The sequence below is a fragment of the Uliginosibacterium sangjuense genome (assembly GCF_059132465.1).
The window spans coordinates 2,467,170-2,479,437 of sequence record NZ_CP101132.1 but is presented as its reverse complement, the minus strand read 5'-3'; the positions used below and the strand labels follow the sequence as shown (position 1 = coordinate 2,479,437).

The 12,268-nt window shown below is 66.7% G+C and carries 11 protein-coding genes; 7 read left to right on the top strand and 4 right to left on the bottom strand.

Annotated features, from left to right (window positions below):
* The first annotated feature begins 41 nt into the window (after window positions 1-41).
* The 6 genes from alr (at window position 42) to NMB43_RS11440 (ending at window position 6,296) form a co-directional block, all read left to right on the top strand.
* Window positions 42-1,121, top strand: a complete 1,080-nt coding sequence (gene alr, locus NMB43_RS11465; protein ID WP_494348295.1) for an alanine racemase — start codon at window positions 42-44, stop codon at window positions 1,119-1,121.
* Complete coding sequence (gene radA / locus NMB43_RS11460; RefSeq protein ID WP_494348294.1) at window positions 1,121-2,482, top strand: DNA repair protein RadA; 1,362 nt, start codon at window positions 1,121-1,123, stop codon at window positions 2,480-2,482. Before alr ends, radA begins: the two co-directional genes overlap by 1 nt.
* A gap of 68 nt (window positions 2,483-2,550) precedes the next feature.
* Complete coding sequence (tpiA, locus tag NMB43_RS11455) at window positions 2,551-3,330, top strand: triose-phosphate isomerase (protein WP_494348293.1); 780 nt, start codon at window positions 2,551-2,553, stop codon at window positions 3,328-3,330.
* Window positions 3,330-4,052 (top strand): DNA polymerase III subunit epsilon, encoded by a 723-nt coding sequence (gene dnaQ / locus NMB43_RS11450; RefSeq protein ID WP_494348292.1) that lies wholly within the window; start codon window positions 3,330-3,332, stop codon window positions 4,050-4,052. Before tpiA ends, dnaQ begins: the two co-directional genes overlap by 1 nt.
* Window positions 4,053-4,240: 188 nt before the next feature.
* Window positions 4,241-5,311 (top strand): YjgN family protein, encoded by a 1,071-nt coding sequence (locus tag NMB43_RS11445; protein ID WP_494348291.1) that lies wholly within the window; start codon window positions 4,241-4,243, stop codon window positions 5,309-5,311.
* The gene (locus NMB43_RS11440; protein WP_494348290.1) at window positions 5,301-6,296 is read left to right on the top strand and encodes a M48 family metallopeptidase; all 996 of its coding nucleotides are present in this window, start codon (window positions 5,301-5,303) and stop codon (window positions 6,294-6,296) included. The genes NMB43_RS11445 and NMB43_RS11440 overlap by 11 nt, the downstream gene beginning before the upstream one ends.
* Before the next feature lie 2 nt (window positions 6,297-6,298).
* On the opposite strand, the gene NMB43_RS11435 is transcribed toward NMB43_RS11440, so the two are convergent.
* From NMB43_RS11435 to leuA, 4 genes are all read right to left on the bottom strand, one after another.
* On the bottom strand, window positions 6,299-6,922 hold the full coding sequence (locus NMB43_RS11435) for a flavin prenyltransferase UbiX (protein ID WP_494348289.1): 624 nt from the start codon (window positions 6,920-6,922) through the stop codon (window positions 6,299-6,301).
* Window positions 6,919-7,461 (bottom strand): Gx transporter family protein, encoded by a 543-nt coding sequence (locus NMB43_RS11430; protein WP_494348288.1) that lies wholly within the window; start codon window positions 7,459-7,461, stop codon window positions 6,919-6,921. Before NMB43_RS11430 ends, NMB43_RS11435 begins: the two co-directional genes overlap by 4 nt.
* 7 nt (window positions 7,462-7,468) lie before the next feature.
* Window positions 7,469-9,391: a DUF1631 family protein gene (locus tag NMB43_RS11425; RefSeq protein ID WP_494348287.1), complete on the bottom strand. Its 1,923-nt coding sequence runs from the start codon at window positions 9,389-9,391 to the stop codon at window positions 7,469-7,471.
* 87 nt (window positions 9,392-9,478) lie between these two features.
* Window positions 9,479-11,155 carry a 2-isopropylmalate synthase gene (leuA, locus tag NMB43_RS11420; protein ID WP_494348286.1) on the bottom strand — a complete coding sequence of 559 codons (1,677 nt, stop codon included), beginning with the start codon at window positions 11,153-11,155 and terminating at the stop codon, window positions 9,479-9,481.
* A 432-nt stretch (window positions 11,156-11,587) separates the two neighbouring features.
* On the opposite strand from leuA, the gene NMB43_RS11415 reads away from it, so the two are divergent.
* Complete coding sequence (locus NMB43_RS11415) at window positions 11,588-12,193, top strand: lysophospholipid acyltransferase family protein (protein ID WP_494348285.1); 606 nt, start codon at window positions 11,588-11,590, stop codon at window positions 12,191-12,193.
* The last annotated feature ends 75 nt before the right edge of the window (window positions 12,194-12,268 follow it).

Genomic DNA, 12,268 nt, shown 5'->3' with positions numbered 1-12,268 from the left:
CGTCCATTCACCATTCGGCGCCCTTGACGGCGCGCGACACCATGTCCCGTCCGATTCTTGCCCGCATCGACCCTTCCGCGTTTCGTCACAACTACCTGCTGGCCAAACAGCATGCGCCCGGCGCCAAGGCGTGGGCGGTGATCAAGGCCAACGCCTATGGCCATGGTCTGATGCGCTGTGCCGAAGCGGTGCGCGACGTGGCCGATGGCTACGCCATGCTGGATCTGGCCGAGGCTGCCCAGTTGCGCGCGGCGGGTATCGTCCAGCCGATCCTGATGCTGGAAGGGCACTTCCGCGAGGACGACCTGCGCATGGCGGCCGAGTACGCGCTGACGCTGGCGGTGCACTGTGAGGAGCAGTTGCGCATGCTGGAGCTGGAGGATCTGGCGCGTCCGGTGGATGTGATGCTCAAGCTCAACACCGGCATGAACCGACTGGGCTTCGAGCCGCGTCGCTTTGCCGAGGTGCTGGCCCGCCTGCGCGCCTGCGGCAATGTCGCCGGCATCACCGCAATGACCCATTTCGCGTGTGCTGACGGCAGTGGCATTGAAGCGCAGATCGTGCGCTTCCGTGCAGCCACTACCGGCAGCGGGCTGCCGATCAGCGTGGCCAACTCTGCAGCCCTGTTGCGCTTCCCCGACGCGCATGGCGAATGGGTGCGACCGGGCATCATGCTGTATGGCGGCTCGCCGATGCCGGACCTGCAGACCGCCGCGCAGATCGGGCTCAAGCCAGTCATGACGCTGACCAGCGAGATCATCGGTGTGCAGGAGCTGCAGCCCGGCGACAGCGTGGGCTATGGCGCCCTGTTCACCGCGGATCGTCCGATGCGCATCGGCATCGTGGCCTGCGGCTACGCCGACGGCTACCCGCGCCATGCACCGACCGGCACGCCCATCGTGGTGGACGGCCAGCGCACGCGTACCCTGGGCCGTGTGTCGATGGACATGCTGGTGTGCGATCTCACCGATATCCCGGCGGCCGGCGTGGGTTCCAGCGTCACGCTGTGGGGGCAGGGCATGCCGGCCGATGAGGTGGCGACGGCGGCCGGTACCGTGAGCTATGAATTGTTCTGCGCCCTGGCGCAGCGCGTGCAGGTGATGGAAGTCGGGGCCTTCTGATGGCGAAGGCCAAGACGATCTACCAATGCACGGAATGCGGGGCGACGAGCCCCAAGTGGCAAGGCCAGTGCCCTGGCTGCGGACAGTGGAACACCCTGGTTGAATCCATCGCCGAGCCGGCGGCGGGAAGCCGTTTTGCGACGCTGGCAGCCAGTTCTGGCCGGCTGCAGAAGCTGTCGGAGATCGACCCGCGCGAAGCGCCGCGCCAGCCCACTGGCATTGAGGAGTTGGACCGCGTGCTGGGCGGTGGCCTGGTGCCGGGCATGGTGGTGCTGATCGGGGGTGACCCCGGCATCGGCAAGTCCACGCTGCTGTTGCAGGCTCTGGCGCAGTTGGCGCCCACGCAATCTGCGCTGTACGTCAGTGGCGAGGAGTCGGCGGAGCAGGTTGCGCTGCGTGCGCGCCGTCTGCAGCTCGATTGCGGTGACTTGCCGCTGCTGCCCGAGATCGCACTGGAGAAGATTCTCACCACGCTGCGTGACACCAAGCCCGCCGTGGCGGTCATCGACTCGATCCAGACTATGTATTCCGAGGCCTTGCAGTCCGCGCCCGGTTCGGTCGCTCAGGTGCGCGAATGCGCGGCGCAACTCACCCGCCATGCCAAGGCCACCGGCACCACGATGATCCTGGTCGGCCACGTGACCAAGGATGGTGCGCTGGCCGGTCCGCGCGTGCTGGAGCACATCGTCGACACGGTGCTGTACTTCGAGGGAGACACGCACTCGAGCTTCCGCCTGGTGCGCGCCTTCAAGAACCGCTTCGGTGCGGTCAACGAGCTGGGCGTGTTCGCCATGACCGACAAGGGCCTGCGCGGGGTCAGCAATCCGTCCGCCCTGTTCCTGTCGCAACATGCGCATCCGGTGCCGGGCAGTTGCGTGATGGTCACGCAGGAGGGCACGCGGCCCTTGCTGGTCGAAATCCAGGCCCTGGTCGACAGCACCCACGGCAATCCGCGCCGGCTATCCGTCGGCCTGGAGCAGAACCGCCTGGCCATGCTGCTGGCGGTGCTGCATCGTCATTCCGGCATCATGTGTTCGGATCAGGACGTGTTCATCAATGCGGTGGGCGGCGTCAAGATCGCCGAGCCGGCCGCCGACCTGGCGGTGTGCCTGGCCATTGTGTCCTCGCTGACCAACCGCGCGCTGCCCAAGAAACTCATCAGCTTTGGCGAAGTCGGCCTGGCCGGCGAGATCCGGCCCGCGCCGCGCGGGCAGGAGCGTTTGCGCGAGGCGGCCAAGCTGGGCTTCGAGATTGCCCTGATTCCCGCTGCCAACGCGCCCAAACAGCCGATCCCGGGCATCACGGTGCATCCGGTCGAGCGCATCGAGCAGGCTTTGTCGGCCTTGCGCGAGCTGGCGTAAGGCTCGTCACGGGTGGCTCCGGTAAAATCCGCCCCATCCCTTTCAACCCACCACCTTCGGACTGAGTGATGCGAACCAAATGGCTTATCGGTAACTGGAAGATGCACGGCAACCTGGCCGCCAACAAGAGCCTCATCGAGAGCCTCCGTACGGCCTTGCCTGCCTTGGACAAGCAGGTCGAGATGGTGGTGTGTCCTGCCTTCCCGTACATCGTGCAACTGGTGGAACTGACCAAGGGCACGGGTATCGCGGTCGGGGCGCAGAACGCTTCTGACCACCTGCAGGGCGCCTATACCGGCGAGACCTCGCCGCTGATGCTCAAGGAAGTCGGCGCCGGTTTCGTCATCATCGGCCACTCGGAGCGCCGCTCCTACTACCACGAGAACGATGGCCTGATGGGGCGCAAGTCGCTGGCGGCCATCGATGCCGGCCTGATTCCCGTCATCTGCGTGGGCGAGACGGCGGAGGAGCGCGATGCCGGGCGTACCCACGAGGTGCTGGCGCGTCAGCTCGACGCCGCTTTCGGCTACATCCGCACCGCTCATGACAAGATCATCCTGGCCTACGAGCCGCGCTGGGCCATCGGCACCGGCATCGCGGCCACGCCGGAGATCGTGCAGGAGGAGCATGCCTTCCTGCGCATGCGCGTGGCGCAGCGCGACGCCGAGTTCGCGGCGCGCCTGCCCATCATCTATGGCGGCAGCGTGAAGGCCAGCAATGCGCACAGCCTGTTCTCCATGCCTGACGTGGACGGCGGCCTGATCGGCTCGGCCGCGCTGCAGGCAGATGAGTTCTCCAACATCTACAAGACCCTGGTGACCATCACCTCGGGCGGGAAACACCCCTGATGCGGCAGATCGTGCTCGACACGGAAACCACCGGGCTCGAATGGCGTGGGGGTGACCGGGTGGTGGAAATCGGCTGCGTCGAGCTGGCCAATCGCAAGCTGACCGGGCGCACCTATCACGTGTATCTGAACCCGGAGCGCGAGGTGGGTGACTCCGAGCGCATCCACGGCTTGTCGGATGAATTCCTGTCCGACAAGCCCTTGTTCTCGCGCATCGTCGACGAGTTCATCGAGTTCGTGGCGGATGGCGAACTGATCATCCATAACGCGAGCTTCGATTGCGGCTTCCTGAACATGGAGCTGGAACGCCTGGGCCGCGCACGCCTCAGCGAGATCTGCCCTGGCGTGATCGACACGGTGCGCATGGCCAAGGAGATGTTCCCCGGCAAGAAGGCCTCGCTGGACGCCTTGTGCGAGCGTTACGGCATCGACAACGCGCACCGCACCCTGCACGGCGCCTTGCTCGACGCGCAACTGCTGGCCGAGGTGTACCTGGCCATGACGCGCGGGCAGGAAAGCCTGTCCATGAGCCTGGACGAGGCACCGCGACGCCAGGAGGTGGATGCCGCCCGTGGCGTGCGGAGTGAGCGCCCCGCCTTGCGCGTGCTGCGTGCCGCCGAAACGGAACTGGCCGAGCATGACAAGGTGCTGCAGGACATCCTGAAAGCGACCAAGGGCAAGTGCCTGTGGGTGCCGCCGGCGCCGCCCGCCGAATCGGCCTGAGCGTGGGGCCGCTCGGGGCGGCCTCTTGTTTTCTCCCCCTTTGCCCTGGCGCAAACGGCCGGCCTGTCTGCTGCCCGTGTGGTCCGCTGACGGTGTGGTCGATGTAGGCATAATCCCGGCGTCCGGCATCACCCGCGCAAGACGGGGCCGGTCTGTACATCACAACCAGTTCACTTCCGGGGGAAAGCATGAATGACGTTGCCTTCACGCCTGCCATGGCCACCGCGCCGACACAGCAGGAGTATCCGTTCGAGTTCACCGGCCAGGGCGGAGAGTACTTCCGCATCTGGATCGTCAACCTCTTGCTCACCATCGTGACCCTGGGCATCTACTCGGCCTGGGCCAAGGTGCGGCGCGAGCAGTACTTCCACCGCAACACGCTGCTCGACGGCTCGGGCTTTGAATACCACGGCCAGCCCTGGTCCATCCTCAAGGGGCGCATCATCGTGGTGGCGGCCATCCTGGTGTACAACCTGCTGGGGAGCCTGAGCCCCGTGCTGGGTGTGGCCGGCATGGTCGTACTGCTGGTCGCCACGCCCTGGATCATCTGCCAGGCCATCCGTTTCCGTGCCGCCAACACGAGCTGGCGCGGCGTGCATCTGAGCTTCACCGGGACGGCCGCTGGCGTGGCCCGCGTCTATCTGCTCAACGGCCTGCTGGTGATCGTCACGCTGGGCCTGGCCGGGCCTTGGTGGCTCAACCGTTTCCAGACCTACCTGTTCTCCAACCTGCGTTTCGGCGGACAACAGTTCGCGGCCTACCCTTCGATGAAGGCCTACTACCGCGCGTGCTTCGCTTTTCTTCTGTTCCTGGTGCTCGGCGTGGTCGCCATCGTGGTCGTGGCTGTGGGCGGCGTGTCCGGTGCCAGCACGGCGGCCGGGCGCGGCGCGGCAGCCATGCTGATGGCCACGATGGTCTTCGGTTTCTATGTCGGCATGTACTTTTTCGCCGGCAGCTACCTGCGTGCCCGTCTTGGCAACGCGCTGTGGAACGACACACGCGTCGGCCCTCACGCCTTCGTCAGTGCCTTGCAGGCGCGCCGCCTGTTCGTGCTCCTGCTGACCAATGCGCTGGGCATCGTGTGCACGCTGGGCTTGTTCCTGCCGGTCGCCAAGGTGCGCATGGCGCGCTATCGCGCCGCGACCCTGGGCCTGTTGGCCGCCGGCTCGCTCGACGATTTCGTGGCCGAGCAGGAGGAGCAGGTGCGCGCCTTGGGTGAGCAGGCGGCCGAACTGCTGGATGTCGACCTTGGCTTCTGATCAGCCCGGGCGCTACTTCGACGGCCGCAGTACGCGCGCCGTCGAGGTGCGCGTGCATTGCGACGGAGACATGCTGCATCTGGCCGGTGCACTGAGCGCGAGCTGGCCCTGCGCGCAGGTGCAGATCAGCGAGCGCATCGGTCGCTCGCAGCGACGCATTCTGCTGCCAGAAGGGGCTTTCGTCGAAGTGGCCGACGGCCCGCAATGGGACGCGCTGGCCCAGACCGGCGGCACGCACATGGGTCTGCTGCAACGACTGGAAGCGCACTGGCAGGCGGTGCTGGTGTCGGCGGTGGCGACCCTGGTGTTGTGCTGGGCGGCTTATGTCTGGGTGCTACCGGTGGGCGTGGAGTGGCTCAGTCGCTGGGTGCCCGAGACCTGGGTCACGCGCCTGTCCTCCGAGTCCTTGAGCTTGCTCGATCGCGTCTACACCGCGCCCAGCGCCTTGCCGGCAGCGCGACGCGAAGCTTTGGCAGCGCGCTTTGAAAGCTGGCGCACGCCGGATGGCCGGCGTCCCGCTTATCGCCTGCATTTCCGCCAGGGCACGCGCCTCGGCGCCAATGCTGTGGCGCTGCCTTCCGGCGACATCGTGATCACCGATGAGCTGATCCTGAAAGCCCGGGATGACGACGAAATCCTCGGGGTGCTGGCGCACGAACTGGGCCACGTGCATGCGCGGCATGCCTTGCGCCAGACCGTGCAAGGGGCCTTGCTGGTGGTGGTGGCGAACCTGATGCTGGGAGATGCTGCCGACATGACCGGCACCGTGGCCAGCTTGCTGAGCCTGCGTTACTCGCGCGATTTCGAGCACGAGGCCGACGATTACGCAGCGCGCATGATGCGCGCCAACGGCCGCGACCCGGCGCATCTGGCGCGTCTGTTGCAGCGACTGGAGGGGGAGGCGGGAGGTAAAGGCTTCGACTACTTCCGCACCCACCCGCTCACGGAGGAACGGGCACGGCGCCTGGAGCAAGCCCCCCGCTAGGCTCAGTCGCCGGTGGGTTCGCCCGCCGAGCCCCAGCGCGCCATCAACTGGTGGGGGACGCGGATCTGGTCCATCACGCGCGCGACGACGAAATCCACCAGATCGTCGATTGTCTGCGGGTGGTGATAGAAGCCCGGCGAGGGCGGCAGGATCACCACGCCCATGCGCGACAGGCGCAGCATGTTCTCCAGGTGCAGGGTGGAGAAGGGCGTCTCGCGCGGTACCAGCACGAGTTTGCGGCCTTCCTTGAGGCACACGTCGGCGGCGCGTTCGATGAGGTTGGACGACAGGCCGGCTGCAATGGAGGCCAGCGTGCCCATGCTGCACGGGCAGACCACCATCGCGTCCGGCGGATTGGAGCCGGAGGCCAGCGGGGCGAACCATTCCTCGCGGCCGTAGACCGCCAGTTGGCCCGGACGCGCGTTGAAGCGTTCGCTTAGCCAGGCCTGGGCTTCGGCGGCGCGTGCCGGAATGCCCAGGTCCATTTCCTGCCGTGCCACGATCTGCGCCACCTGCGAGATCAGGACCTGGACGGTGCAGCCGGCGGCCAGCAGGCACTCGATCAGGCGCAGGCCGTAGGGCATGCCGGAGGCGCCGGTGAGGGCGACGGCGATAGTTTGGGTCATGGTGTGTTCTCTGTAGTGGGCTGAGGGGCATCCAGCGAGCGCAACAACCAGGCAGCGGTGAGACCGTTGGCGATGCCGAACACGGTGGAGGCCGCGGCGAACACCGGAGCCAGCGCCCAGATGCCTTCGTGCGGGATCAACCATAGGCGGGCCAGCAGCAACTGGCCGAAGATATGGGCGAAGGCGGCGATCAGGCTGTGGGTGACCGGCCCGAAGGCACGCCGTGGCAGGTGGGTGCTGAGGCCCAGCGCGGCCAGACTGGCGAGGCTGCCGGCCAGACTCAGGAAGAAGCCGGGGGCGAACAACTGGCCCAGCAGCAGGTTCGCAGCCAGTACGCGCAGGATCGCCACCCAGGCTGCCTCGCGCCAGCCGTGGCGCATCAGCACGATCAGCACGACGATGTTGGCCAGCCCCGGCTTGACCCCAGGCAGGGGACTCGGGATCGCCGCCTCGGCCAGGCTCAGCGCGATGGCCGCGGTGGCGTAGCGCGCCACCCGGTAGTCGCTGGCATCGGCCTGGACGAGTTGCGGCTCCGCCATGCCGTCTTCAGTCCTCGAAGCTGACTGGCGCCTGGCGCAGGCCCAGGCTGCCATCCTCGGCCTGGCGGGTCAGTTCGGCGGCGGTGATCGCGAGGATCTCGCCCGCTGGTCGCAACTGCAGCACGTAGAGCTGGCGCAGGTTGCCGATATTGGCGATCACCGCGGCGCTGCGCGTGCCGTCGGGCAGACTCAACTCGATCACATCGCCGACGCCAAGCTGGGCAAAGTTCGCGGGAGGCACCGGGTCGCGTGCCAGGAAGCCGGGGCGGCGCAGGATGCGCAGCTTGTCGTCGTAGCCGGAAACGTCGATTCGCGGCGCTTCCTGTTCGCTGGGCGGCACTGGCGGTTCGCTGGCCTTGGGGTCGCGGCCGTGCAGAGCCTCGGTGTGCATGGCGGTGAAGCGGGCCAGCAGCTTTTCGCGCGAACCCTGGCTGAGGCCGATGGCTTCCAGCCCTGTGCCCAGGTGCTGGACCAGATTGGGCAGCAGGCTGACGAGGCGTTTGCGTTCATCGGCGTCCTGCTTGGGCTGCATGCTCCAGATCAGGGTGTCGGCCACTTTGAGGGCTTGCTTCCATTCCTCGCTCTTGTCGCCATGGGCCATCAGCACGCGACGCAGCACCATGAACCAGTAGCGTTCCAGGAAGATGCGCACGGTGGCGGGCGGCTCCAGCGCGCTGAGGGCACGCACGGCCTTGCTGGCGTAACGGCGTACGGCCTCGGCGCGTTCCTCGTTGCGCAGCGCCGTGGCCAGGCCGTCGACCCGGCCGGCCAGGGCCTTGAGGCGCTCCTGGCGGGCGTTTTCCAGGGTGGCGAGGATGTCGCTGAAGACGCGCTCGTCGTCGACATACTCGCGGCTCAGGCGGGCGATGGTGGCCTCGATCAGGTTGAGCTGGGTGGTGCCCACGGCCACATCCCGCGGCAGTTCCACGGCCTCACGCACCAGTGCCTCGGTGAGCTTGCGGGCCGGATGTTCGGGATTCATCACGAACAGCGGTTCGCGCAGCGAGAGCTTCAGCAGCGGCACACGCAGGCCGTCCAGCGCTGCGCGCGCGGGGGCGGCGATCTGCTCGGCCTCGGCAATACGCTTGAGCGCCAGCTCGACGCTGGAGATGGCTTCGCGCACTTCGGGCGAGAGCAGTGGCGCCAGTTCGCTGTTGCCGAGCTGGCGCGCGATCTGCGGATTGCTGCCATTGCTCTGCTGGAGCTGCTCTTCCAGCCAGGCCAGCATGCGGTCGCGCAGGGCGCCGGCAAGCATCGGCTCCAGCCCGCCGCCGGTGCCACCGCTGGCGGTGGGCGGTGTGCCGGTCGTGCGGGCGGCCAGCATGTCGAAGCTCCGGCTGGGTCGTTCGCTGGATGAGGCGCGCAGCAGGTTCTTCTGCACGATGCCGTCCTCTTCCAACTGGCGGTTCATCTCGGTGTAGAGCTGTGGCAGGCGGCCGGCGAGGATGGGGCGGATCGATTGCAGGAAGCTGATGCGGTTGTCCTGGTCCAGCGCGGCGGCCTCGGCCAGCGCGCGGATGCCGGCGCACACGGTTTCTGGCCCCGGCGCGAGCTGTTCGTCGGCGGCGTCTTCCTGCTCCAGCAGGGTCATGAAGCGCAGGCTCAACTGACCGAGCTGCGCTTCGCAGCGATCGCGCAACTGTTGCGCGAGATCGCTCAGGCGGATCGAGAATTCGAGGTCGTCCTCGTGTACCAGCGAGATGCGCGAGGCGGTGAGGCTGCGCACCGCGTCGAAACTCTTGCGGTCACGCAGGCCCACGGCTTCGTCGTAACGCTCGCGCGCGGCCTTCCGCATGGCCTCGACGGCCGCTTCGTCGCGGATGCCGAACTCCTGAGCGGCCGCCACCAGCATGTCGAGGACTTGCTGGCGACAGCGGTCTAGGATGTTGCGTTGCTCCAGCGTGAAGTGCTGGGACGGCTGTGAACTCATGGTGGAAACCCAGGCTACGGCTATTCCCGCAGTCTAGCGAAGCCGGCGCCCGCGTGGCGCGCCGGATGTCGCTCATTTGACCGTGCTTTACCCGGCTTGGCTCAAAGCCTCGCGCTTCTGTCGCAGCAAGTGGCGGTTGCAGGCCGATACCAGCGCGCGCAGCGAGGCTTCCACGATGCTGCCGGAGCAGCCGGCGCCGAAGATCGTGCCGCCCTCCTCAGCCGCGACTTCCACGAAGGCGATGGCGCGGGCGTCCGAGCCCTGGCCCAGCGAGCGCTCCTCGAAACTGTGGATGCTGGCCGGCAGGCCCAGCGCGGCGATGGCCGCGGCGAGCGGGCCATTGCCTTCGCCGCGCACGCGCTGCGGCTTGCCGTCGCGCATCAGGTCCAGCTCGATCACGTGCTTGTCGCGCGATTCGTCGAGCTTGTGGCCCAGCAGGGTGATCGGCAGATCGGCGTGGAGGTAGGTCGATTCGAACACGCCCCAGATGTCCTGCGCCGAGAGTTCGCGCCCGCTGTCGTCCATCACGCGCTGCACTTCGGCCGAAAACTCGACCTGCATGCGCCGCGGCATCACCAGGCCATAGGCCGATTCGAGCAGGTAGGCGATGCCGCCTTTGCCGGACTGGCTGTTGACGCGAATGATCGAGTCGTAGCTGCGGCCCAGGTCGCGCGGGTCGATGGGGAGGTAGGGCACTTCCCAGATGCCCTTGTCGTCCTGCACCGCGAAGCCCTTCTTGATGGCGTCTTGGTGCGAGCCGGAGAAGGCGGTGAACACGAGATCGCCGACGTAGGGGTGGCGCGGGTGGATGGGGAGCTGGGTACAAGCCTCGGCCGTTCGCGCGATGTCGTTGATGCGCGAGAAGTCGAGGCCCGGATGCACGCCCTGCGTGTAGAGGTTCAGCGCGAGCGTCACGAGGTCGACATTGCCGGTGCGCTCGCCATTGCCGAACAGGCAGCCTTCCACGCGGTCGGCGCCAGCCATCACGGCCAGCTCGGCGGCGGCGACGGCGGTGCCGCGGTCGTTGTGTGGATGCACGCTGACGATGATTGCCTCGCGCTGGGTGAGGTGGCGGCACATCCATTCCACCTGGTCGGCGAACACGTTGGGCGTGGCGCATTCCACCGTCGCGGGGAGGTTCAGGATGGCGGGGCGCTCACGCGTCGGCTGCCAGATTTCCATGACGCGCTCGGAGATTTCGAGCGCGAAGTCGAGTTCGGTGGAGGAGAAGGTCTCCGGGCTGTACTGGAACACCCATTCCGTCTCGGGCTGGGCTTCGGCCAGCTCGCGGATCAGCTTGGCGGCGTCCTGCGCGATGCGGATGGAGCCGGCGCGGTCGGTGTTGAACACGATGCGGCGGAAGTTCTCGGCCGTCGCGTTGTAGAAATGCAGGATGGCGCGGCGTGCGCCCTTGAGGGATTCGAAACTGCGGCGGATGAGGTGCTCACGGGCCTGGGTCAGGACTTCGATGGTCACGTCCTGCGGCACGCGATCTTCCTCGATCAGTTTGCGCACAAAATCGAAGTCGGTCTGCGAGGCGGAGGGGAAGGCGACTTCAATTTCCTTGAAGCCGATGCGACACAGGGTCTCGAACATCTCCAGCTTGCGTGCCGGCGACATCGGCTCGAACAAGGCCTGGTTGCCGTCGCGCAGATCGGTACTCATCCAGATCGGCGGGCGGGTGATGGTCTGCGCGGGCCAGCGGCGGTCGGCGAGCTGGATGGGGGCTGTGGCGCGGTATTTGGTTTGCGGTTGCTTCAACATGATTGCTTGCTCCATGACGTTCGGTATCGGGTGGTGTCAGCCGGAATGAACGAGAGGGCACCGAACGGCTGGTTCGTGGTCCGGTGCCCGATGGGCAGTCGTAGCGTCGTCATGGTCATGGCTTTGCTCCGCAAGGAGTGGATATGGGGAAACCGGTTCCGGGCTGGCGGCGGCGCATAGGAATGCGCATCGCCCGCTTGCGCGGATCGGGTACGGCTCGGCAGGAAGGGGGAGGATTTATCTGCGCGCGCGGCGCAGCAGCAGGCGCTTGGCCAGCAGGCCAAGGCTCAGGGAGAGAAGCGAAGCGAGGATGAGCGAGAAGCTCTGGATCGCGGACATGGCTGAACCATATCTGGGGCTCTTATTTGCTGTCAACAATGCCGATGATAGGGGGATGCTATGTTCGCCCTCCCGTAACGAGACAACACCGCCGTGACTCAGGACGACTGGATCCGCCTGCCTGCCGAACTTCCCTATCCCCTGCGTTCCCATGCCTGGGCGCGCTGGCTGCTGCGTCGCCTGGGCTGGCGCATCGACGTCTCGCAGTTGCCGCCGCGTGGTGTGATGGTGGTCTATCCGCACACCAGCAACTGGGACTTCCCGACCGGCATGCTGCTGGTGTTCGCGCTGGGCTGGCCCTTGCGCTGGATGGGCAAGAAGAGCCTGTTCCGCTGGCCTTTCGGTGGCTTGATGCGCTACTGGGGGGGCATCTCGGTGAACCGGGCTTCACCTGAGGGCATCGTGGAGGAGATCGCCGAGCTGTTCCAGCGCAGCCCGCGTCTGCACATTGCCATCGCGCCGGAAGGCACGCGTGGTTTCGTGCCGCATTGGAAGTCCGGCTTTTTGCGCATCGCACGGGCGGCAAACGTCCCCTTGGTCCTGTGCAGCATCGACTACGCCACGAAGACCATGGGCGTGCGCGGCGTGCTGATGCCCAGCGATAACGCGGAGACCGACATGCTGCGCATCGCCGAGGTCTATGCCGGTGTGCAGGGCAAGCGCCCGGAGTGTGCGGGAGCGATCCGTCTGCGGTCTTGAACGGACCGTGTGACAGTTGTTTCCGGGGCTACGGAAAATCCTGAGGCGACGCATTCGGGCGTCGCGTAGAATGTA

Excerpts from the sequence above, each read along its gene's own strand:
- alr (WP_494348295.1), top strand. The coding sequence starts at position 42 with ATGTCCCGTCCGATTCTTGCCCGCATCGACCCTTCCGCGTTTCGTCAC.
- radA (WP_494348294.1), top strand. The coding sequence starts at position 1,121 with ATGGCGAAGGCCAAGACGATCTACCAATGCACGGAATGCGGGGCGACG.
- tpiA (WP_494348293.1), top strand. The coding sequence starts at position 2,551 with ATGCGAACCAAATGGCTTATCGGTAACTGGAAGATGCACGGCAACCTG.
- dnaQ (WP_494348292.1), top strand. The coding sequence starts at position 3,330 with ATGCGGCAGATCGTGCTCGACACGGAAACCACCGGGCTCGAATGGCGT.
- NMB43_RS11445 (WP_494348291.1), top strand. The coding sequence starts at position 4,241 with ATGAATGACGTTGCCTTCACGCCTGCCATGGCCACCGCGCCGACACAG.
- NMB43_RS11435 (WP_494348289.1), bottom strand. The coding sequence starts at position 6,922 with ATGACCCAAACTATCGCCGTCGCCCTCACCGGCGCCTCCGGCATGCCC.
- NMB43_RS11430 (WP_494348288.1), bottom strand. The coding sequence starts at position 7,461 with ATGGCGGAGCCGCAACTCGTCCAGGCCGATGCCAGCGACTACCGGGTG.
- NMB43_RS11425 (WP_494348287.1), bottom strand. The coding sequence starts at position 9,391 with ATGAGTTCACAGCCGTCCCAGCACTTCACGCTGGAGCAACGCAACATC.
- leuA (WP_494348286.1), bottom strand. The coding sequence starts at position 11,155 with ATGTTGAAGCAACCGCAAACCAAATACCGCGCCACAGCCCCCATCCAG.